The organism is Rhizobium sophoriradicis, from assembly GCF_025200795.1.
In the GTDB taxonomy this organism is placed as follows: domain Bacteria; phylum Pseudomonadota; class Alphaproteobacteria; order Rhizobiales; family Rhizobiaceae; genus Rhizobium; species Rhizobium sophoriradicis.
On sequence record NZ_CP104155.1, the window covers coordinates 361,312 to 383,153 of the forward strand.

Sequence of the window (21,842 nt, forward strand, 5' to 3'; positions counted from 1 at the left end):
TGCCGCTGAGCAAACCCGCTCGTTATCTTTAGGCTTGCACGAAAGAATGTAACCGTCAAGCCGCTTTAGCAGGCATTTTCGAAGCGTTCAAATGCTGCTACTTAAGGCTGATTTTTTGCACCGATGGAAAGTCCGAGGCTTTTCATCGTGTCTTGCGCGGCAATGATGGATTCGGCGATCGTCGCCATCGGAACGCGCTTCGACGTCGCCTGATCGCGCAAGAGCTTGTAGGCCGCCTCCTCGTCGAGACCGTTCATGGCCCGCAGCGCTGAAACCGCTTTTTCCACAAGCCGACGGCTTTTCAACGTTTCCTCAAGTTTTTGCACCTTGCCGGCGAGGCGTTTTTCGTAGCTTTGGCGATAGCGTGCAAGCGCAAATTGCGTCAGGATGCCGAGTGGCCGCAGCGGTTTGCTGATCACGCCGTGAGCGTTGAGATCGATGATGGCCTGGAGGGCGGTCGGGCTCTCATATGTCACGATGGCGATGATTGCCGTCTGCTGGAGGTCGATGATCTCAAGCGCGTGCTCGACATGCACATCCTCGATATGCAGGAAGACGGTGTCTATGTCGGGAGGCAAGGATGGCGGAAGCGGCCAGGTCGCCCGGACCTCGCAGCCAAGGCGCTTGAGGTGAGCGATCAGCACGTTGCCGTCCTCGTCGCGCGGATGGACGACCAGAACGCGTGCGCGCCGCAGATCCTGAACGATCCTGCTCGGTCCTGCCATCTCAGGCCTCCAACCAAACGTCTTCGAACCGCGACGCCGTCAGATACGGATCCGGCCGGACGGGGCCGGGCGCCTGCCAGGCAATGTCGAAAAGCCCGTCGGCCCGCGCCACGCCGATGCGGGGATGCAGCCAGAGATGACGGGTATCGGTGTCGAAGTTGATCCGGCCCTCTGGAGCAAGAAAGTCTTCCAGGAGAATTTCTTCGGAAATCCGATGGGTATCGAGCGAGCCGGCCCGGGCAAGCGCACGGGCGAAGAGGTGAACTTGAGCATAGGCCGGCTGCGACCAGACGCTCGTGGTGAACTCCTGGCCGAAACGGGCTTTGAATGCGCTTACGAAGCGCTCATTCGCCTCGTTCTCGACCGTCTGGAAATACGTCGCCGAAAGAATATGACCGGTGCAAGCGTCGGCGCCGATCTCACGAATCTCGCTCTCGGCCATGGTCAGGCTGGCGATCGGAACCTTCTTGCGATCGATTCCGGCTTCGGCATACATGCGGTAAAAGCGCTGCGCAGGCCTGCCGACGATCGTCGAGAAAATGGCGTCGGGCTGAAGACGGACGATATCGGAAATAACCGAACGCAAGGTTTGTTCGTCGGCATGAAGAGGAAGGTATCGCTCGCTGACGACTTCGCCGCCCTTTGCTTCTACCACATCGCGCATCACCCGATTGGATTCGCGCGGATAAATATAATCCGCGCCGACGAAGAGGATCCGGCGTCCATGGTGGCGGAGAAGGTATTCTGCGAGCGCGAAAGTATTCTGATTGAGGGTGGCGCCGGTATACACCACATTCTCCGAATATTCGAAACCTTCATACATCGACGGATAAAACAGCAGTCCATTGTGCCGCTCGACGATCGGCAGCACGGCCTTCCGGCTGGCCGACATCGAGCCACCGAAAATGATGTTGACGTCATCGTCCGCCAGCAGGCGCCGTGCCAGATTGCGATAAGCGGTTTGGTCCCCGCCTGGATCATAGGCGATCGGGACAATGGGCTTGCCAAGCACGCCCCCGGCCGCATTGACTTCCTCGATCGCAAGCGCAGTGCCAAGAAAGTGCTCGGTTTCCGTGACTTCGCTAATTCCGCTTCTGGAAAACAGCACTCCCACCCGCCATTCGGAGCTTGTCATCTTTGCCTTTTCCGACATGTTGGAGGTTCGAAAGCGGTGAATGCCTCAGTTCCACGCCTTCGACTTCCATACCCTTAGTGCTTTTTAATGGGATGCTGCAAGCGGGTACCACGCAGGTTGCTGTTCCAATGGACGGAGACGGGACGACATCGGAATCCGGCCCGGAAATCGCGGTACAAATTTTGCTGAGTGCAACCCAACGAATGTCGGAAACCATCGACCCCTATCTATGGCCGGTCCCCATTCTCATACACCTGCATCAAATCCGATATAGGCGAGCGGCGTTATGATGAAAAAGGGCAAGCTGCTCGTCGCCGGTATAGTTCGCCGTGATCACCTTGAAAGCGTCCATGATCTTGTCGTAGCTGCCGAACAGCTTGTCGACCGGGAAGTTCGAAGCGAACATGCACCTCTCGACACCGAACGTTGCAAGCGCCTCCTCCACATAGGGTCTGATGCTTTCGACCGTCCAGGTCCAGTCGCCCATTCCGAGGCCTGAGATTTTGCAGGCCACATTGGGTGCCTGCGCAAGCATGCGCATCCCACTTCGCCACCCCTCGAAATGGCTTGGGCCGTCAACCTGCATGCCTGTGTGGTTCAGGATGATCTGCACGTCGGGAAAATCGCGGGCGAGATCGAGAAATTCTTCCATCTGCCAGTAGTAGAGCTGAAGGTCGAAACTGAGATCCCGTCGGGCAAGTTCCTTGAAGCCCCTGCGCCATTCCGGCGTGCGGCTAACGCCAGCTTCGGTAAGATAGGTCTTGGCGGGATCCTGGTGATAGTTCATCGACTGCCGGATGCCGCGGAAGTTCGCGTACGACATGTGCTCGTCGAGCAGATCGGCGACGTCGGGCTTGCGGAGGTCCGCATATCCGACGATGCCGTGAGGAAAACCATGCTTGTCGGCCACGCCCTGCAGCCACCGCGTCTCACCGGCCGGATCCTCAGGATCGTATCCAACGTCAAGATGGACTGCCTTTACGAGGTTCTGATTTTTGGCGTCGGCCAGAAAGTCGTCGATGAGGTAGGTCTTGTTGATGGCGGTATAGTCGCCGAAGGCAGACGGTTTCACGCCGTCCGACAGCCACGGATAATAGTTGTTGTCGAGATCCCACAGATGAAAATGCGGATCGATGATCGGGAGGTCTTTCATGCCTGCGGCCCTTCAAGAGATTGCCGAAAAGGACGCCGGCCAGAACAGCCGGCGTCCGAACCACCTTAGTTGGCGGGCGGGAACACCCGTGCGATGACGGCCTTCGCTTCCGGCGCGTCGACCTTATCGGCCGTCACCAGCGGCATCACGAGAGCGAGGTCTTTCTTGACCGGCGCACCGGAAAGCGCGTTGAACACCTGCTGAGTCCCGTCGATTCCTTGTCCGACCGCCTCCTGGAAGAAGATGCCCTGGATCGCGTTCGACTTCAGCAGCGAGATCGTCGTCGGGCTGCCGTCTGCAACCGCAATGCCGACCTTGCCGGTAAGACCGCGGGTTTGAAGCACTTTCGCGGCACCTGTCCCGGCCTCATCATACATGCCGTAAATGGCCTTGATATCAGGATGGGCGGTGAGCATGTCATTGGCCTGCGTGACCGCCTCGTTGACGGTAAGCCCCCTGGTCTCCAGCATCTGCGCCAGATCGCAGCCGCTCGCCTTGAACGCCTCTTCCGCCCCCTTCAGATATTTCTGGGCATTCTCGCGATCCTGCGGCAATGAGAGCATGCCGACCTGGTTGCCGCCGCGGTCCTTGGCAAGCTTGCAGACGAATTCGCCCTGCGCCTTGCCGGTCTCGTAATTGTTTGCCGTAACTGACGACGTGTAGTCGGTCTGGCCGGGCTGCGGGCCGATGCCGGCGAACGCGATGGGGATGTTCTGCGATTTCAAATAGGCGAGGAGCGGCGGCGTGCTCGTCGAGCTCACGGGGCCGATCACGATCGCATCGACGCCCTTGGTCACGGCGGTGCGGGCATTATCCATCTGCTTGGCCGGCGAATTTTCCGACGTGTACTCGACATAGTCCATGCCGAGTTCCTTGGCCTTCTCCTTCACGCCGTAGCCGACCCACTGCCAGTAGGAGATGTCAAGCGACGGCGCCAGGTACGCCACGGTCTTCTTTTCCTCAGCTTGGGCGGCAGCCGAAAGTGAAAGGGCCACCATTGCAATGCCGGCAATCAACCTCACTGCGTGTTTCGTGCTTTTCATTTTCATTCCTCCTCCAAAGACCGGCTTTGCCGGGTTGATGTCAAACGGCCCCCCGCCGCGACTTGCTGAAGCGGTCGATGAGGACCGCGATGAGAATGGCGGCGCCGGTGACCGACCCCTGCCAGAAGCTGTTGATGCCGATGAGATTGACGCCGTTCTGGATGACGGTGATCATCAGAGCCCCCAGTACCGCGCCGACCGCGGTGCCCGTGCCGCCGAGCAGGCTTGCACCGCCGATTACGACCGCCGCTATGGCCTGGAGCATCAGGCTTGATCCCGCCGTGGATTCCGCGTTGAGAATGTAGGAGATCGTCAGGAGGCCGGAGAACGACGCGAGCAACGAAGACGCGACATAGGCCATGAATTTCGTGCGCTTGACCGGGATGCCGAGCAGATAGGCTGCCGTCGAACTGCTGCCGACGGCATAGAACCAGCGGCCCGCCACCATCTTCTTCAGGAACAGCTCGATCGCGATCAGGAGGATCACGCAGAAGAGGATGTAATTTGGAACGCCCGGTATCAGGCTGCCGCTGTTGAGGAGCCAGAAGTCCGGATCGCCAATCGGCATCGAGCGCCCGTTGGTAACGATGAAAGCGAGCGAGCCGGCAACGGCAAAGGTGATGAGGGTTACGACGAACGGCGCCAGGCCGGCGATCGTGACGAGGAAGCCGTTGATCGATCCGAAAACAAGTCCGACGACGAGACCGATCAGGCTTGCCGAGATTCCGCCAAATCCATTTGCCATCGCCTGCGCGGTCACCATGCCGGTCAAGGAGAAGACCGAGCCGACGGATAGGTCGATACCGCCGGTGATAACGACGAGCAGGACGCCCAGCGACATGATGATAAGAGGCGCACCGGCCTGCGTGATATTGGCGAAGTTGCCCCAGGTGAGCGCCTGGGGAACCTGCGAGCCGACCGCAAGGGCCAGCAGCACGATGGCCAGAGCGATCGCAATCTCGGTCCTGTAGGCGCTAAAAAGGCTTTCTCTCTGTCTGATTTGTTTTGCCGGCGCCTTAGTCGGCGCGATGTGTGCCCTGGTCCCAGTCATGCGGCCATTCCAGTCAAGGTAACAAGTTTCTCTTCACTGAAGTCATCGCGGTCCAGCACGCCGGCACACCGTCCCTCGGTGTCGAAGGCAATGACGCGGTCGCAGACTTCCAGCAGTTCGACATTTTCGGTGGACCACCAGATGATCACTGTCCCGGACGCGGCCATCTGTCTGATGAGTTGATAGATCTCACGCTTGGTTCCGATATCGACGCCTCTGGTCGGCTCCTCGAGGACCAGCAGCCGGGAGGGCACGCCCAGCCAGCGGGCAAGCAGCAGCTTCTGCTGGGTGCCACCGCTCAGCGTGCTCGGCAGATCCCAGACGGAACCGGCCTTCACCTTCAAGGCCTTCAGCAGATCGAGGCATTCGCCCCCTTCAGAGCCGCCGGCGAGGAGCGCGCCTCTGGTCACACGGCGAGACGCCATCACGTTATCGATGATCGGAAGACTGTGGAGGACGCCCTTGTGTGCCCGATCGCCGGTCACATATCCCGCTCCCAGGCGGGCGGCTTTGCGCGGCGATCGGAGCTGGTCCGGCCATCCCGCACGCGCAACCGTCCATCGCTTCTTCCGGGCGGCGCCTGTCAGCGCTTCGATCAGTGCCGCCGGTCCAGCCGGTGCGCCGGCCACGCCGAGCACGGTGCCCGGCAGCAGTTCCAGTCTGAAACCTGCCTCCTCGATGGCAATAGTGTCCGTCGCAGCGGAGGCGTCCGACCGGTAGTCGGGCCGCGGCGCCCGTTGCGGTGCATGAGAGGCTGCCACCTGCCCCATCCTTTCGATGATGCCGGCGTCCGTCAGCTCTTCCATCGGCTGGCGGTCGACCACTGTGCGGCCGTCGCGGATGATCGTGCAGACATTGGCGATCTGCCTGATCTCCTTCATTCGGTGCGAGACGAACACGACCGACAGACCGGTATCCCGGGTCAGCCGCCTCAGGACCGCAAACAGCCTTTCCGTCTCAAGAGTTGTGAGATTGGCAGTCGGCTCGTCGAGGAGGATTAATTCCGCACCCGAAGATAGAGCCCGGGCAATTTCGACCATCTGACCTTCGTGGAGGCTCAGGCTGCCCACCAGCCGGTATAGAGACTTGCCGGCGAAATCCTGGTCGATCATCCTCAGCGCATCGTAGGCCTGTCCCGCTGCGGCCGCACGCCGAAACAAGCCCGCACCTCTCCTTTGATGCGGCAGGGCAATGTTTTCGGCGACGGTCAAATGCGGCAGGAGCGCAAGTTCCTGGTGCACGACCGCGACCTTCGCCCTGCCTTCGGCCTCGCTCCGTTCGCTGCCCTCGCTGTCGAAGAAGCGGATCTCTCCCTCGTTGCGCGCGGCCGCGCCCGTGATGATCTTGATCATCGTCGACTTGCCGGCCCCGTTGCCGCCAAGCAACGCATGAACCTCCCCTCGCGCAACGGAGAAGTCGACGCCTTTGAGGACCGGGGTCGCACCGTAGGACTTTGTAAGTCCTCGGACGGTGATGACGTTCTTGGACGTTTCGCTCATCGGACGCTCCTCAGTAGATCGTCAGCGCCGGCACGAAGCTGACCGCCAGGAGGAGGAGCATGGCCATGCCGAAAAACGGCCAGAGCTCGTTGGTCGTGGTGCCAAGCGGCGCCTTTGCGATCGACGACGAGATGAACAGGGTCGTGCCGATCGGCGGCGTGTAGAGCCCGATCCCGAGGTTGATCACCATCATCAGGCCAAGCTGGACCCGGTCAAGACCGATGGAATCGGCCAGAGGAACGAAGATCGGTCCGAGCAGGAGGATTGCCGGCGGCATGTCGAGCGGCATGCCGACTACCAGCATGATCAGGTTCATCATGAGAATGATGACGATCGGGCTGGAAATGTGCGTCGAGACCCATTCGGCCATGTGCTGCGGAGCCTGATCGAATGTCAGCACCCAGCCGACCGCCGCGCTGCCCATGATCACGAGCATGACGACGCCCGTCGCGACGCCCGCCTCCACCATGTTTTCGCAGAAGCGTTTCCAGGTCAGGTCACGGTAGAAGAGGATGCTGAGCAGCAGCGAGTAAACGACCGACAGCACCGAGACCTCTGTCGGCGTCGCCAGGCCGGAACGCAGACAGACGATGATCAGGATCGGCAGCAGGATTGCCGGGAAACTTTGCACTGCCAGCCGCGCCAGCTCGCGCTTGCGGACCTTCACGGCCTCAATGGCATACCCTCGCCTTACTGACACGTACCAGCAGACGAACACGAAGCTCGCCGCCATGATCAGCCCCGGAACAATGCCGGAGATGAACAGGTCGCCAACGCTGACGCCGCTGATCAAAGCGTAGAGGATCATCGGGATCGAAGGCGGGATGAGAACGTCGATGACAGCGGAGGTCGCGTTGTTGGCGGCGCAGAGCGCCGGCGGGTACCCATGCTTCTTCTGCCAGGGGATGAGGACGGAGCCGAGCGCACTCGCATTCGCCACGGCCGAACCGGATACACCGCCGAACACGACCGAGGATACGACCGTGGTCGAAAGCGGTCCGCCCCGCCACCGCTGCATCGCGCGAGAGGCGAGTTCCAGCAGCTGACGCCCCAGTTCACCGCCAAGCATCAGCGTGCCGGCAAGCATGAAGAACGGGAGCGCAAGCATCGGGAAAGACTGGGTCTGGTCGTAGACCTGCTGGGCGACGACAGAGAGCGGAACGTAACCGTTGAACAGGACTCCAAGTCCCGCTGCAATGATCAGCCCATAGCCGACGGGGACGGCGAGGACCATGAGGATGCAGAAGGAAATAATCATGACGAGTGTCATAGCGCGATCTCCTCGGGCTTGATCTCGAGGCGGTGATCCCAGCCCAAGCGAAGAACGCGGACGGTCGCGGCGATGGTGACGATGGACACCAGCACCGCGCCGATCGACAGCGAGTAATAGCCGATGCTGTTCGGAAGCTGCAGAACGGGGCTGTGTTCTGCCCCGGCGATCTCGGCCACCACGGTCGCCTGATATGCCAGCACCAGAAATGCGGCGACGCTGATCGCGTTCGCCACGATCAGCGCCGTCGTTCGAGCACTGCCGTCGAGCTTTTCGTAGAGCCATTCGACGGCCATATGCCCGCCCGCATGGGCCGCAATGATGATTCCGGCGATGATGAACCATGGAAACATCAGCATCGGCAGCTCCTGGGCGAACGACAGTCCCCCGCTCGCCGAAACGTATCGAGCCACGACGTTCGCCGTGGTGACCACCGTCAGCGCGATGCCGCTGACGATGATGACCAAACGGGCGAATAAGACGATGATACCGGCGACCAGATCGACGGCTGAATAAAACCTGCTCATGGGGCCTCCGGATCGTGAGAGGAGCCTCAGCCCCTCGCAGCCGCTTCCACCTGGGTGACAAAATCGCCGAAAGGCTTCTTCTTCCAGGTGTCCGCGACGGACGCGGTTGCCTTGACGAAAGCGTCGTGGTCGACGTCCACCACCTCGACGGCGGAGTTCTTCTTGAAGTTCTCGAGCACTTCAGCGGCCTTCTCGCTCGAGAGCTTCCGCTGCAGAGCACCCGCCTCCTTTGCCGCGGCCTTGACCGCCTCTAAATCAGACCCCAAGCGGGCCTGCGCGATCTTCGACATCAGGAACGGAGTGGATTCCCATTTGTGAGCCGTCAGGCTGATATACTTGTTGACCTCGTGAAGCTTCGAACTCTCGATATTGGCGAGTGGATTCTCCTGCCCGTCCACGACGCCCTGCTGCAGGGCGATGTAGAGCTCGCCGAAGGCGATCTGTTCGGTGCCCGCTCCAAGCGCCTGGAAAATGTCAATCGTCATGGGATCGGCCGGCGTCCTGATTTTCATGCCCGCCAGGTCGGCAGGCGAAGTCACTTTGCGCTTCGAGTTCGTCAGGTGGCGGATGCCGTTGTCCCACCAGTCCAGGGGAACGACGCCCACCGCCTCGAACCGCTTATTGAGTTCGGTCCCGACCGGGCCATTGAGCACGGCCATCGCCTTGTCGGTGTTTTCAAACAGGAAGGGTAGGCCGAGCGCGCTGAGCTCCGGTACGATCGCGGATGTGGCGCCCTGGCTGTTGGCCGTGAAATCCAGCGCGCCTGTCCTGAGACTGGTGAGCATCGCGGAGTCGCTGCCAAGCGTCTCGGCGCCTGCGACGTTGATCTGGATACGACCTTCGGTCTTCTCTTTGACGAGTTCCGCGAACTTATCCGCGGCCACGGTTCTGGGATTGCCGGGAGCGGCGCCATGGCCGAGCGTCAGGGTCGTGGCGGCAGCGCTGGCGGATCGGCTTGAAAGCACGATTGCCGGGGCCGCAAGCGCAGCAGTGGCGGTCGCCAGGAAAAATCTTCTGTTCATCTGCAAGCTCATTTCATCCTCCATCACAAGCTTGTTTAAACGGCCGGCGTCTCCTCAACCGGCCAACGTCGTCAGGTCGAGAGCCAGGCCTTGACCGCCTCCGTCACCTTGAGGGTCGACAGGCCGTATTGGTCATGGAGCGTTGGCAAGGCGCCCGCCTCCAGGAACTGGTCGGGTAGGCCGATCTGGCGGAAGGCCGGCGGTGCGACGCCGGCACGCAACAGCGTGCCGGCGACTGCCTCTCCAAGGCCGCCAATGAGAGTGTGGTTCTCCGCCACGACCACCAGCCGCCCACCTTTGCGGCACTCGGCGACGATCGTCGCCTCATCGAGCGGCTTTATGGTCGGGACGTGCAGGACGGCAGCGTCGACTCCGTCGTTTCGAAGCTGTTTGGCAGCCTCGAGCGCGCGCATCGTCATCAGGCCCGACGAGATGATGAGAGTGTCCTTGCCATCACGAAGGAGCTTGGCCTTGCCGAGTTCGAATTTGTAGCCGTATTCCTCCAGAACCAGCGGAACGTTGCCGCGTAGCAGGCGCATGTAGACCGGCCCTTTATGGGCGGCGATCGCCGGAACCGCTTGCTCGATCTCGCTCGCGTCGCACGGATCGACGATCGTCAGGTTCGGCATGCCGCGGAACATTGCGAGATCTTCCGTGGCCTGGTGGCTCGGCCCATATCCCGTCGTCAGGCCCGGAAGGGCGCAGACGATCTTCACATCAAGCATCTCCTCGGCAATTGCCAGGCAGATGAAGTCGTAGGCCCGCCGGGAGGCGAAGACGGCATATGTCGTCACCCAAGGCTGAAAGCCTTCGCGCGCCATGCCCGCCGCCGACATCATCAGCAGCTGTTCCGCCATCCCCATCTGGTAGAAGCGGTCGGGATGGGCAGCACGGAACACATGAAGGTCGGTGTATTTCGCAAGGTCGGCGGACATGCCGACAATACGCTCATCCTTCCGCGCCAGGGCGGCAAGCGCGTTGCCGAAGGGTGCCGGTCTGGTCCGCTGATCGGGACCGGCGATCGATGCGATCATCGCCGACGTCGTCAGGCGGGGCTTGTCAATGCCGCTTTCAAGATGGGCAGGCCGGATGTACTTCGAGCGCCTCATGCTTCCACTCCCGCATCGATGATCCTGAGGGCCTCGGCCCATTCGTGGGGTTCGACGCGCAGGAAGTGGTTTCGATCGCGCGCCTCGAGGAAGGGCACCCCCTTCGCCATCTTCGTGTCGCATATGATGATGCGAGGCTTGGGCTCGGCGTGGTGACGAGCGGCGTCGAACGCCTTTACGAGCGCATCGATATCGTTGCCGTCGACCCGCTGGACGAACCAGCCGAAGGCTTCGAATTTGGGGCCAAGCGGTTCGAAATTGAGCACGCCGATCGAGGGGCCGTCGGCCTGCATCTGATTGACGTCGACGATGCCGATCAGGTTGTCGAGCTTGTAGGAGCCCCCCGACATCGCGGCCTCCCAGGTCGAACCTTCATCGAGTTCGCCGTCGGAAAACAGATTATAAACAAAGGAAGAGGACTTCTTCCGCTTCAGCGCCAAGGCCATGCCGACCGCGATCCCAAGTCCGTGTCCGAGCGATCCGCCGGTGATTTCCATGCCAGGCGTGTAGGCGGCCATGCCGGACATCGGCAGCCGGCTGTCATCCGTGCCGTAGGTCTCCAACTCGTCCTCGGGAATGATCTTGGCTTCGATCAGAGCTGCGTAAAGCGCGATCGCATAGTGGCCGATCGACAACAGGAACCTGTCGCGGCCTTCCCATTCCGGATCTTCCGGCCGGTAGTTCGTGGCGTGGAAGTAGGATACGGCAAGGACGTCGGCGACGCCGAGCGCCTGGGCGATGTAACCCTGCCCCTGCACTTCCCCCATGCGCAGTGCGTGACGGCGGATGCGCCGGGCGCGCTCTGTCAGGCTGATATTGTGGCCGATCTGGCTCATGTCGGTGTCTCTCCAGATGGACCTCAGTGGATCAGCATGCCGCCGTTGACGTCGATGACCGCGCCGGTTACGTAGGCCGACAGATCCGAGGCGAGGAACAGGTAGATATTCGCGACGTCGGCGGCCTCTCCGAGCCGGCTCAGAGGGATGCCCTTGATGATGTCGGCGCGCATCTCATCGGTGAGCTTGCCACCGGTGATATCTGTCTGGATGAGGCCGGGCGTGACGGAGTTGACGCGAATGCCGGCTGGACCGAATTCGCGAGCCATCGCTTTGGCGAGGCCGAGCACACCTGCCTTGGCTGCGGAGTAATGTGGCCCGCCGAAGATGCCGCCGCCACGCTGTGCCGAGACAGAGGACATGCAGGCAATCGATCCGCCACCATTCTCGCGCATGTAGGGGATGAAGGCTTGGCTTAGGAAGAGTACGCCGGTCATGTTGACCGCCACGATCCGCTGCCAGTCGGCTTCGGTGATATCGAGCGTGCCGACCGGCTGAGTGATGCCGGCATTGTTGATGAGCGCATTTACCGAACCGAACGAAGCGATCACCTTGGATGCGGCATCGGCGCAGGACGCCTTGTCGGCGACGTCGCAGCGCAGGCCGACATGGTTGCCGGACTTGACGCTCGGCAGCGCCGCGGCGGCGTCCTCAGCGGCGTCGGCATCGATATCGAGGACGGCGACGCGGGCGCCATGCTCGGCGAAAAGCTGCGCCGTTGCACGGCCGATGCCGCGCCTGCTCGCCGCGCCCGAAATGACCGCGGTCTTCCCATTCAGTAGCATGTGATCTCCTCCCGATGCGTCCCGAGCATCTGGCAAATCTTCGACAAGTCAGTTGGCTTGCGGGATCGAAACTGATCGAGTTGACGCCGTTCGACAAACGCGAAGTTTACAACGGTGGGTGAATCTGGTTCACTAATCCGATGTTACAGATGGCCTCACTTTCTGCGGTCCGCATCTTTGAAGCCGCAGCGAGGCTGGCGTCTTTCCGCGCTGCAGCCGAGGAGCTGCACCTGTCGCCCAGCGCCGTAAGTCACGCCATTGCAAAGCTCGAGCGTGACCTTGGCATCTCGCTCTTCGAGCGAAGCACGCGAAAGGTCACCTTGACTCTGGCGGGGCAGACGCTCCTCTCCCATGCCTCCAACGCCTTTGAAGAGCTTCGTCGCGGTGTTGAGATGATTTCATCCAACAAGACCCACCTGCTGCGGGTTCACTGCGCGCCGAGCTACGCAGCGCAGGTGCTCTCGGCACGTCTTCCAGACTTCCTGGGCAAAAACGAGGGGGTTGAGGTCCGGGTGGCGGCAAGCACAAACTACGCGCGTTTCGTGGACGGCCTCTTCGATGTCGACATCGTTTACGGCGAACCATCGAACAGAGAAGATTTGATCGTCGTGCCGCTTGGAGAAGAGATCATTTCTCCGCTGTGTTCTCCAAAGATGGCTGAACGACTGAAAAACCCGCGCGACCTGGCGCGTCTTCCCCTCATCCGCAGCGACCTGAAAAGGATTCAGTGGATCGACTGGTTCGAACTCAACAATCTCGGCCCCCCGCCGCTGCCCGCCATGAGCTTCGATAGAAGCTTTCTGGCAGTCGACGCCGCGGCGAACGGGCTGGGGGTGGCGTTAGAGTCCAACACTCTGGCAAGGCGCGAGCTGGACAGCGGGCGTCTGGTCCGCCCGTTCAGCAACAGCCGCGACAACCGCTACATCGGCCATTACCTCGCCTATCCAAAAGCCGGCAGCCAGCGGCGGCTGTCAAAGGTGTTCGCCGATTGGTTAACGTCGCAGACCTTTTGAGAAAAATATTTGTTCGTCCCTAAAGAGGCTGAGCGTCAAACCATCTCTCTGGGGAATCAATTGCGGCCGGCGGCGATCAGGGCGTGAGCGGCATCGCGGAGCAAACCCGTCGCCTCGCCGGGTTCGAAGACCTGCATGCTGACAAATGCGCCGTTGATCAGCACCGCGAGTTGCCCGGCAAGCCGGTCGGGCGCAGCAACCGCCAGTCTCCCGGCGATGGCCTTAAGGCGCCGCCGCATTTCGCGCATATGGGCCTCGGCGACCTTGCGGGCGGGGTGACCGGCTTCCGGAAATTCGGCAGCGGTGTTGATCTGCGGGCAGCCTCGGTAATTGTCCCGTCCGACCCTTTCGCCGATCCATTCGAAATGGGCGTCGAGTTCGGCCAAAGCGTCATCCGCATGCCGCTCGGTTACTCGGTCCCAGGTGCTCCAGAAATCCAGGTCCTCGCGCTTGAGAAAGGCGGCAATCAAATCGTCCTTTGTGCCGAAATGGCGGTAGAGACTAGTTTTGGCGACCCCAGATTTTTCCACCACCAAATCGACGCCGACGGCGCGGACGCCGCGCCGGTAGAAGAGTTCCGATGCCGTCTCGAGAATTCTGTCCCGGACCTCGTTCACGGCTGGGGCAGGTGCGTTCGCTGTGCTTTTCGTCATTCGCTTATCTCCAATTCAGCCACACTAGCAGAAAACTGGTTGACACGCTACAGAGCTGTATTGTTTTGTAAGCAACAGACAGATCTGTAGCGCAGGAGAGAACAATGACCATGCATCAAGCCGCCATCATCAGAACACCCCAGGCCGCCGTCGCGGTTTTCGGCGCGAACGGCCATACCGGCCGGTTTGTCGTCACCGAACTGATGCGGCGCGGGTTGAAACCGATTGCGATCGGTCGGACTGCCGGGCGATTGGCGGAAGCGGGTTTTCCGGAACGTGGCGTCGAATGCCGCGAAGCAGCCATAGAGGATGACGCGGCGCTCGACAGGGCACTCGCCGAAGCGGCGGCGGTGATCAACTGCGCCGGCCCGTTCATCGAGACGGCTGACGCGGTCGTGCGTGCCGCGTTGCGCGCCGGCATCCACTATCTCGATATAACGGCTGAACAGCCGAGTGTTCAGGCCACGTTCGACCGGCATGGGGCTGCGGCCGGAAAAGCAGGCGTAGCCCTCATCCCGGCCATGGGATTTTACGGCGGTCTTGCCGATCTGCTGGTGGCAGCCCTGATGGACGAATGGCAGGATGCAGACACTGTCGAAATCCGGGTCGCGCTCGACAGCTGGCTGCCCACGAAAGGCACGCGCGTAACCGGCGAGAAGAACAGGACACAGCGCCTCGCCGTCAGCGGCGGAGAGCTTCGGCCCGTCCAACAGCCACCGGCGGAGAAGGCGGCCGTTTTGCCGGCGCCATTCGGCCGGCAAACATTCGTCGAGCTGCCATTTTCGGAAGTACCGCTCATCGCCCGCCACGTCCGCATCAGGGAGCTGCACACCTTTCTCAGCACGACAGCCCTGCGGGATGTTCGCGATCCGTCAACGCCCCCGCCCCAGGCCATCGATGAAACCGGGCGTTCGGCGCAGCGCTTCGCCGTCGAAGTGATCATCACGCAAGGCGACCTGCGTCGCCGGCTTCTCGCCCAGGGACAGGACATCTATGCGGTCACGGCGCCGATCATCTGCGAAGCGGTCCAGCGCATCCTGTCGGGCGACATCCGCGACACCGGTGCAAAGCCACCGGCTGCCATTTTTGATGCTGGGAGTTTCCTGCAGGCGCTCGGCTCGAATCTGCTGGTTGAGACATCGGAAACCTGAGGTTTCCGCATAATCGGGGGCGTTGCTTCACAAATCCTGAGCTTTCCGCGAGAGATCGCTCAAAAGCGGGTGGCGCGCTCAGGCCGCAAAAAATACTTCCGTCCCGCCTGATATTGCGGGACCTCAGAAGCAGAGACAGGTAGATCTGCCGCCATGACCGGAGCCGCCACTCCTAACGAGCTTACTGGCCAGATTGTTCGTCCAGAGTGGAAAGCGCGTCCTGCAGCCTCAGCGCAGCCAGTGCCTTCGTTGCCTCATCAGGGGACCATCCGGCCTCCAGCGCTGCTGAGAGAACGAGCGATTCCGTTTGAAGTTCGAGCTTCTCATACAGCGGTTCAATGGCCTCGCGTGCGGTGACGACGTGCTGGTCGGGCGGCGTGATGGGTGTCGCAGCAACCGTGGGCATAATGCTCCTCCTTTTGAACGCTAAGGTTCGAAACCCAATTGCAGGCATGCTTGTTCCGCTTACATCGCATTTTTAGCCGTATCACGGCTGACGGAAACTGTTGCGAAACTCTGGACGGTCGCAACGTCGTCCGCCTCGGCGTCTCTGGGGCGCAGCGAAAATCTTCGCTCGATGTGAACGAAACTACAGGCTACCGCACAATTGGCGAAAGCGGAAGCGACTTGCGGTAATCATTGAACAAGGGCGCAGCTATGAAGAACGCCGCCATAGCTGGCGAAATCTCCGCCATTTCAGAAATGCGCGAATGAAGATGGCCGGCGGTATCTTCCTGTGGTCGCCGACGGTCCCCTGCCTGGCGATCGGCGCGTTCGGGTCGAGCAGAAAGGCGACCAGGATGCTTGCGCTCTTCGCCTCTGCTTCGATCTTCCCGTCGGACAAACGAAGCCCCTGCTCGCCTTCGGTAAAGCTCTGTCCGTCGGCGATGACGGCGCCGCTGAAGACGTAGAAGTAGAGATCCCGCCCTTGCCTCCCCGGGAATTCCACCCGTGCGCCCGCGTCCAACCGGATGTCGAAGATGTCGACGGCGCTACGGACATAAAAGGCGGCGCCCTCTCCTTCCGGGCCGACCAGATGTCGCCACACATTTGCCGTGGCCGCGGGGATCGGGCCGTATTGAATGTTCGGCGAAAGATCGGCGGCGCGGGGACGAACGAGGATCTGCAGCATGCGCAGCGGCGGGTCGGTGACCAGCGTCTCCTCGGAGTGCCAGAAGCCTGTTCCGGCATTCATCACCATCAGATGATCGCCGTCGACCACCAGCCGGCCGGTGGCCTTGTCGTCTTGACGCATGACGCCATCGGGGACCCAGGAGACGATCTCGTCGTCGCGATGCTCATGCATGGCGATCAGGCGGCCGGGGGCAAGGATGGATTCGACGACCATGGCGAGAGGGCCATGGCCGTGATCGCTCGGTTTCGGCTTTAACCATCCCGGCATGTTGACATGCGCGACGAAGCCTCCCGCATCCCGCACCACGAATGTCCGTTTGCCCTTAAGCAGCATCGCGTCCTCCATGCCTGCAAGGCTGTGACGACACCTACTCTCCGCTGGGAAGATGCGTGAGAACGCCTGCTGCCATCAATCGAACAGGTGCGCCGCGGGGGCCAACAGGCAGGTGGTGGCAATCGTCTTGCTGACGATGCCGATGAATGGCCTTAGTGGCAATCTGAAAACATCCGCCGTAATCGATTCGCTGACGGGATCTCCCATGACCATCGACGCCGCCCGAACTCCGCATCCGATCTATTTTGCCGGCGCTTTCGCCACGGGCGGGCTCCTCACCTTCATGGTGCACCTCAACGGCGAGCTGGCACGCTATGGCAATCCGCTGTTTTCCTCCTGGACCGCGCACGGCACCGGCATCGTCGCCGCCGTCATTCTTCTCCTGCTGGTCCACCGGCGGCGCAGGCCAAAGCTGCAACAGAGCCTGCGCGCGCCTATATGGGCCTATTTCGGCGGCATTTCCGGCGCGGCAACCGTCATGCTGACTTCGATGACGGTCAACTCGCCTCTCGGGCTGTCCGGCACCCTGGCGCTCGGGCTCGCAGGCCAGGTCGTCTTCAGCGTCGCGGCCGACAGCTGGGGACTGTTCGGCCTGCCCAAGCGCCATCCCGATAGACGCGACATTGCTGCGCTCGGCCTCGTCGTTGCGGGGGCGGCACTGATCATCTTGTTCGGGCGAGGTGCGGCGTGACGCTCTTCATTCTGCTTGCTTGCCTCGGCGGCGTGCTCGTCGGCCTCAGCCGTCAGCTCAATGGACGATTGAGCATCTCGACGACGCCGCTGATCGCTTCCTTCTGGAATCACGCCGTCGGCTTTGCCGTCCTCACCGGGCTTGGGCTCTTCGTCGGTGGCCTGCTTCCTGCCGGTGCTGCCGAGGCGCCCTGGTATGCCTATCTCGGCGGTCCGCTCGGCGTTGTCTTCGTGGCGGCCGGCAGCTGGGCGATTGCGCGGATCGGCGCCGTCAATTCGGCTCTGCTGATCATCGGCGGGCAAATGGTGACGGGGGTGATGTTCGATTATATCAGCGCCGTGCCCGGGTCCTTCTGGGCGAATGCCGGCGGAATTCTTCTCATCATCGGCGGAATGATGGTCAGCCGGGGACGGCGCAAGGTCGACCGCCCGCAGTAGCTGGACGCGACATTTTGCCGGGCTGGTGCAGCCCGGCGGGGATGTCTTCTCCCCGCCGCGTCAGATCGCTGTTTTATCAGGCAAGGTATTTGGTGAACCAGTCGACCGTTCGCTGCCAGGCGAGCTTGGCGGCCGCTTCGTCGTAGCGCGGCGTGGTATCATTGTGGAAGCCGTGATTGACGTCGGGGTAGATATGGGCCTCGTAGGTTTTTCCGGCTGATTTCAGCGCCGCTTCATAGGCCGGCCAGCCTTCGTTGATGCCCTTGTCCAGCCCGGCATAGTGAAGAAGCAGCGGCGCCTTGATCTTCGGCACGTCCTCGGCGCGCGGCTGCCTGCCGTAGAACGGCACGGCGGCGGCAAGCTCGGGATAGGCGACCGCCGCAGCGTTGGCGACACCGCCGCCATAGCAGAAACCGACGATGCCGACCTTGCCGGTGGTGAGATCATTCTTCATCAGAAACTCGACCGCCGCGAAGAAGTCGTTCATCAGCTTTTCCGGATCGACCTTCTGCTGAAGCTCGCGCCCCTTTTCGTCATTGCCGGGGTAGCCGCCGACCGAGGTGAGGCCGTCGGGCGCCAGCGCAATGAAGCCGGCCTTCGCCACCCGCCGCGCCACATCCTCGATATAGGGGTTCAGGCCCCGGTTCTCGTGCACGACCACCACGGCGGCGACTTTGCCGGTGGCGTTTTTGGGGCGGACGAGATAGCCGCGGACATCGCCGTTTCCTTTCGGCGAGGGATAGGTGATGTATTCGGCTGATATATCCGGATCGGTCGCTTCGACCTGGGTCGCCAGCGCATAATTCGGGCTCAGCGACGCCAGAATAGCGGCCGCGGTCACGCCGCCGACGGCGAATTTGCCGGCCCGGTCGAGAAACTCGCGCTTGGTGATCTTCCCGTGCGCGTAATAATCGTAGAGTTCGAGCAGTTCCTGTGGGAAATCCTTGGCTGTCATGCGGGTCATGATGGCTCCTCCTGGACGCGGGTTCTCACAGCATCCTACACAGGTAAGCTCCCGGCTCGTTTCAACATTTCGCGAGTTTCGCGTGAGCTTGCCGGCACAATTGCCGTCAGTTGCAATCATGCCCTTTCTTCTGCGCCTGGGCTCCTACGATGCACCTGTTCCCATTCGGCGCCTCCGCATCCCTGCCGTTGACCGCGCTGATCGAAAGCCGGCTGCCGATTATGAAAATCAATTTCATGCTCGCGGCGTGATGCCCGTTTTCTATTGACGCCTCCGGATTTTTGTCCCAACTTAAAGAAAATAAATTACTTAATCGGGAACCTGATCGGCATGAAAGTGGGAATCATCGGGCTCGGATTCCGGCTCGGCTATCTCGGCTATGTCTTCAAAGCGATCGATAGCAGCTTCGACATCGTCGGCTATGTTGATCCGGATCCCGCCGGCCTTCCCGGTTTGACGGAAAAGGGCATTTCGGCCGGCAAGGCCTATGCTTCGCCGGAAGAGCTCATTGCCTCCGAAAAGCTCGATCTGCTGATGATCGGCTCTCCCAATCATATGCATCTCGATCATATCAGGCTCGGGCTTCAAGCCGGCCTCAAGGTCTTCTGCGAAAAGCCGATCGTCACGACAATCGCCGAAAGCATCGAGCTTGCCCATCTGATGGCGAAGTTCGGCCATGAGCGGTTGATGGTCGGCCTGGTGCTGCGTTATTCCCCGCTTTATAAGGACCTGCGCGCCATCCAGGCCGAGGGCAAGCTCGGCCAGATCGTCTCGATCGAGGCTTCCGAACATATCGAGCCCTATCACGGCGCCTTCTTCATGCGCGACTGGCGCCGCTATGAGCGCTATTCCGGCAGCTTCATGCTGGAAAAATGCTGCCACGACCTCGACCTTTATAATGGTGTCGTCGGCGCAAGGCCGGAGCGGGTCGCCAGTTTCGGCGGCCGCAAGAGCTTCATTCCGGCCAATGACCCGGCCCGCGAAGGCATCAACGACCTCGAGCTTTTCCATCGCAAGCCGAGCGGCTGGATGGGATCGGACAAGGTCTTCGACAGCGATGCCGATATCATCGATTACCAGGTGGCGATCGTCGAATATGAAAATGGCGTCGGCATGAACTTCCACACCAATCTCAACGTGCCCGACCAGTTCCGCCGCTTCGCCATCATGGGCTCGCGCGGCATGGCCGAAGGCGATTTCGTCCGCGGCTATCTCGACGTGCACGAGCAGTTGACCGGCAACAAGATCGTCGAAAACACATATGCCGCCACCGAGCTCTCGCAGCATTACGGCGCCGACGAGCAGATGGCAAGCGACCTCTTGGAAAGCGTGCGCACCGGGCTCGAGCTGCCCGTGTCCACGCTGAACGCGCTCGAAGCCGGCATCTTGGCGCTGGCGATGGACGAAGCGAGGATGAAGAAATCGGTCGTCGACCTGCGTCCCATCTGGGACCGCTTCGACGAAGCCCTTCACGCCAGAGCGGCTTGAGGACGGCGGCAAGATGAGTGTCCAAAGAAGCGCCTTCATCTTCGCCTGGATCCTCCTCCTTCCGGCCGTTCTCTATGTTCTCGCCATCGTCGCCTATCCCCTCGTCGATACGTTCATTCTCTCCTTCACCGACGCGTCGCTGCGAAAGACCACCAATTGGGTCGGCTGGGTCAATTACGAGAAGATCTTCAACGCCACATTTGCCGAGGTCATCCTCCGCACCTTCATCTGGACCTTCTTCTCGGTCGCCCTGAAAATGGTGATCGGCACCTTCGGCGCCTGCATGCTGAACGCCGCCGTGCCCGGCCGCTCGCTGTTCCGGCTGCTGACCATGCCGCCATGGATCGTGCCGATGGCGATCGGCATCTTCATGTGGGGCTGGATGTATAACGGCCAGTTCGGGATGATCTCGGGCCTGTTGCAGCGTTTCGGCCTGGTCGACGGTCCGGTCGCCTTCCTTGCCTATGGCAACACCGCCTTCTGGGCGACCATCGTCACCGATGTCTGGATCGGCGTGCCGCTGGTGACGATCTATTTCCTGGCGGCGATCCAGTCGATCCCGAAAGACCTCTACGAGGCCGCCTGGACCGACGGCGCCGGCCGCTGGTATCGCTTCCGCCGCATCACCCTGCCGCTGATGGTTCCCGCCATCATCACCATGTCGATGCTGTCTTTGATCGCAACCTTCAACTCCTTCGATATTATCTGGATCCTGACGCAGGGCGGCCCGAGCGGCGAAACGACGACGATGATCATCGATACCTACCACACCGCGATCGGCTCGAAGAAGTACGGTGAGGGTGCGGCGCGCGCGGTGCTGATCTGCATCTTCCTGTCGCTCTTCTGCTTCGCCTATTTCCGCGTCACCCGCCACCTCAACCCGGAGAAGCGCGCATGAGCAGTGCTGCCATGATCGACCGTTACCGCTGGTGGGAGATCGTCCTGATCTATTGCGGCATCGCGCTGTTCCTGTTCTTCGTGCTGGCGCCTTTCTTCGAAGGCTTCATGGTGTCGCTGAAGCCGCTTAGCCAGCTCTTCTCCTCGCCCTACCGCTTCTGGCCGGAGAACGGCTCGTTCGAAGCCTACCGGACGATGTGGATCAGCGTGCCGGGCTTCGGGCGCTATATCTTCAATTCGTTCTTCATCTCGACCATCGTCACGCTGATCGTGCTCTGCCTCGTCATCCCGGCCGCCTATGCCTTCGCCAAGTTCGAATTCAAGGGCATGGGGATCCTGCTCGGCGCCTTCCTGACGGTGAACATGTTCTCCGGCGCCGTGCTGTTGATCCCGCTCTTCCGGCTGATGCGCAGCATGGGCGTGCTCAACACCTATCTCGCCATGATCGTGCCGGGTGTCGCCTTCCTCATTCCGTCGGCGATCTGGCTGCTGCGCACCTACATGATCCGTATCCCGCAGGAACTCAACGAAGCCGCCTATATGGATGGCGCCAGCCACTTCTACACGCTTCGCCGCGTCATCCTGCCCATTGCGATGCCGGGGATTATCGTCGTCGCCATCACCACCTTCATCGGCGCTTACGCCCAGCAATTCATCTTCGCGCTGACCTTCAACTCGAAGACCGAATACATGCCCTTGCCGGTGGGGCTCTTTGCTTACTTCGGCAAGCAGGAGGTCATCTGGAACGAACTGATGGCGGCTTCCTTTGTCGGCATCGCGCCGGCGATGGTCGTCATCTTCTTCCTTCAGCGTTACCTCGTCGGCGGGCTGACCGCCGGTGCGGTGAAACAATAAGAGCAAAAACGAGTGAACAGCTAACAACCAAGATGGGAGTCACGACGTGAGTATAACAATCAAGACAGGC

At 61.1% G+C, this 21,842-nt stretch carries 24 protein-coding genes; 7 read left to right on the top strand and 17 right to left on the bottom strand.

What is annotated here, in order from left to right; all coding sequences use genetic code 11:
* Positions 1-101 precede the first annotated feature (101 nt).
* The 12 genes from N2597_RS30255 to N2597_RS30310 form a co-directional block, all read right to left on the bottom strand.
* On the bottom strand, positions 102-725 hold the full coding sequence (locus tag N2597_RS30255) for an ANTAR domain-containing response regulator (protein ID WP_077989617.1): 624 nt from the start codon (positions 723-725) through the stop codon (positions 102-104).
* A 1-nt stretch (position 726) separates the two neighbouring features.
* The gene (locus N2597_RS30260) at positions 727-1,860 is read right to left on the bottom strand and encodes a transporter substrate-binding domain-containing protein (RefSeq protein ID WP_077989770.1); all 1,134 of its coding nucleotides are present in this window, start codon (positions 1,858-1,860) and stop codon (positions 727-729) included.
* A 259-nt stretch (positions 1,861-2,119) separates the two neighbouring features.
* Positions 2,120-3,013 (bottom strand): amidohydrolase family protein, encoded by an 894-nt coding sequence (locus tag N2597_RS30265; protein ID WP_077989616.1) that lies wholly within the window; start codon positions 3,011-3,013, stop codon positions 2,120-2,122.
* Positions 3,014-3,078: 65 nt separating this feature from the next.
* On the bottom strand, positions 3,079-4,056 hold the full coding sequence (locus N2597_RS30270; protein ID WP_183598137.1) for a substrate-binding domain-containing protein: 978 nt from the start codon (positions 4,054-4,056) through the stop codon (positions 3,079-3,081).
* 40 nt (positions 4,057-4,096) lie between these two features.
* Positions 4,097-5,107, bottom strand: coding sequence for an ABC transporter permease (locus N2597_RS30275; RefSeq protein WP_077989615.1), 1,011 nt, complete (start codon positions 5,105-5,107; stop codon positions 4,097-4,099).
* Positions 5,104-6,606 (bottom strand): sugar ABC transporter ATP-binding protein, encoded by a 1,503-nt coding sequence (locus N2597_RS30280; protein ID WP_183598139.1) that lies wholly within the window; start codon positions 6,604-6,606, stop codon positions 5,104-5,106. The genes N2597_RS30275 and N2597_RS30280 overlap by 4 nt, the downstream gene beginning before the upstream one ends.
* Positions 6,607-6,616: 10 nt before the next feature.
* Positions 6,617-7,876, bottom strand: a complete 1,260-nt coding sequence (locus N2597_RS30285) for a TRAP transporter large permease subunit (protein ID WP_183598141.1) — start codon at positions 7,874-7,876, stop codon at positions 6,617-6,619.
* Entirely contained in the window at positions 7,873-8,403 is a 531-nt protein-coding gene (locus tag N2597_RS30290) for a TRAP transporter small permease (RefSeq protein WP_037113449.1), read from the bottom strand. Before N2597_RS30290 ends, N2597_RS30285 begins: the two co-directional genes overlap by 4 nt.
* A gap of 26 nt (positions 8,404-8,429) precedes the next feature.
* Positions 8,430-9,437: a TRAP transporter substrate-binding protein gene (locus tag N2597_RS30295; protein WP_183598143.1), complete on the bottom strand. Its 1,008-nt coding sequence runs from the start codon at positions 9,435-9,437 to the stop codon at positions 8,430-8,432.
* A gap of 59 nt (positions 9,438-9,496) precedes the next feature.
* Entirely contained in the window at positions 9,497-10,534 is a 1,038-nt protein-coding gene (locus N2597_RS30300) for a transketolase family protein (RefSeq protein WP_183598145.1), read from the bottom strand.
* The gene (locus N2597_RS30305) at positions 10,531-11,370 is read right to left on the bottom strand and encodes a transketolase (protein WP_183598147.1); all 840 of its coding nucleotides are present in this window, start codon (positions 11,368-11,370) and stop codon (positions 10,531-10,533) included. The genes N2597_RS30300 and N2597_RS30305 overlap by 4 nt, the downstream gene beginning before the upstream one ends.
* A 23-nt stretch (positions 11,371-11,393) precedes the next feature.
* The gene (locus tag N2597_RS30310) at positions 11,394-12,155 is read right to left on the bottom strand and encodes an SDR family NAD(P)-dependent oxidoreductase (RefSeq protein ID WP_183598149.1); all 762 of its coding nucleotides are present in this window, start codon (positions 12,153-12,155) and stop codon (positions 11,394-11,396) included.
* Positions 12,156-12,295: 140 nt separating this feature from the next.
* Between N2597_RS30310 and N2597_RS30315 the strand changes: the two genes are divergently transcribed.
* Positions 12,296-13,168 (top strand): LysR substrate-binding domain-containing protein, encoded by an 873-nt coding sequence (locus tag N2597_RS30315; RefSeq protein WP_040111550.1) that lies wholly within the window; start codon positions 12,296-12,298, stop codon positions 13,166-13,168.
* A 56-nt stretch (positions 13,169-13,224) separates the two neighbouring features.
* On the opposite strand, the gene N2597_RS30320 is transcribed toward N2597_RS30315, so the two are convergent.
* Positions 13,225-13,821, bottom strand: a complete 597-nt coding sequence (locus N2597_RS30320) for a TetR/AcrR family transcriptional regulator (RefSeq protein ID WP_040141290.1) — start codon at positions 13,819-13,821, stop codon at positions 13,225-13,227.
* Between the two features lie 104 nt (positions 13,822-13,925).
* Here N2597_RS30320 and N2597_RS30325 point away from each other — a divergent pair, with 104 nt between their 5' ends.
* Positions 13,926-14,972, top strand: coding sequence for a saccharopine dehydrogenase family protein (locus tag N2597_RS30325; protein ID WP_183598151.1), 1,047 nt, complete (start codon positions 13,926-13,928; stop codon positions 14,970-14,972).
* A gap of 181 nt (positions 14,973-15,153) precedes the next feature.
* On the opposite strand, the gene N2597_RS30330 is transcribed toward N2597_RS30325, so the two are convergent.
* The 3 genes from N2597_RS30330 to N2597_RS30340 all read right to left on the bottom strand — a co-directional run bounded on the left by N2597_RS30330 (position 15,154) and on the right by N2597_RS30340 (position 16,647).
* Positions 15,154-15,378: a hypothetical protein gene (locus N2597_RS30330; protein WP_010058730.1), complete on the bottom strand. Its 225-nt coding sequence runs from the start codon at positions 15,376-15,378 to the stop codon at positions 15,154-15,156.
* Between the two features lie 249 nt (positions 15,379-15,627).
* Positions 15,628-16,440: a pirin family protein gene (locus N2597_RS30335; RefSeq protein WP_183598153.1), complete on the bottom strand. Its 813-nt coding sequence runs from the start codon at positions 16,438-16,440 to the stop codon at positions 15,628-15,630.
* Positions 16,441-16,515: 75 nt separating this feature from the next.
* Positions 16,516-16,647 carry a hypothetical protein gene (locus N2597_RS30340; RefSeq protein WP_280954334.1) on the bottom strand — a complete coding sequence of 44 codons (132 nt, stop codon included), beginning with the start codon at positions 16,645-16,647 and terminating at the stop codon, positions 16,516-16,518.
* Here N2597_RS30340 and N2597_RS30345 point away from each other — a divergent pair.
* Positions 16,646-17,131, top strand: coding sequence for a DMT family transporter (locus N2597_RS30345; protein WP_096771407.1), 486 nt, complete (start codon positions 16,646-16,648; stop codon positions 17,129-17,131). The two genes, N2597_RS30340 and N2597_RS30345, sit on opposite strands and share 2 nt — an antisense overlap.
* On the top strand, positions 17,128-17,568 hold the full coding sequence (locus N2597_RS30350) for a DMT family transporter (protein ID WP_183598155.1): 441 nt from the start codon (positions 17,128-17,130) through the stop codon (positions 17,566-17,568). The genes N2597_RS30345 and N2597_RS30350 overlap by 4 nt, the downstream gene beginning before the upstream one ends.
* 76 nt (positions 17,569-17,644) lie before the next feature.
* Here the strand turns inward: N2597_RS30350 and yghX are convergent, their stop codons facing one another.
* Positions 17,645-18,532: a YghX family hydrolase gene (gene yghX, locus N2597_RS30355; protein WP_040111554.1), complete on the bottom strand. Its 888-nt coding sequence runs from the start codon at positions 18,530-18,532 to the stop codon at positions 17,645-17,647.
* 330 nt (positions 18,533-18,862) lie between these two features.
* Here yghX and N2597_RS30360 point away from each other — a divergent pair, with 330 nt between their 5' ends.
* The 3 genes from N2597_RS30360 to N2597_RS30370 are packed head-to-tail and all read left to right on the top strand — an operon-like array spanning position 18,863 to position 21,772.
* The gene (locus tag N2597_RS30360) at positions 18,863-20,020 is read left to right on the top strand and encodes a Gfo/Idh/MocA family protein (RefSeq protein WP_096771362.1); all 1,158 of its coding nucleotides are present in this window, start codon (positions 18,863-18,865) and stop codon (positions 20,018-20,020) included.
* Between the two features lie 13 nt (positions 20,021-20,033).
* On the top strand, positions 20,034-20,918 hold the full coding sequence (locus tag N2597_RS30365) for a carbohydrate ABC transporter permease (protein ID WP_040141293.1): 885 nt from the start codon (positions 20,034-20,036) through the stop codon (positions 20,916-20,918).
* Positions 20,915-21,772 carry a carbohydrate ABC transporter permease gene (locus N2597_RS30370; protein WP_183598157.1) on the top strand — a complete coding sequence of 286 codons (858 nt, stop codon included), beginning with the start codon at positions 20,915-20,917 and terminating at the stop codon, positions 21,770-21,772. The genes N2597_RS30365 and N2597_RS30370 overlap by 4 nt, the downstream gene beginning before the upstream one ends.
* Positions 21,773-21,842 lie beyond the last annotated feature (70 nt).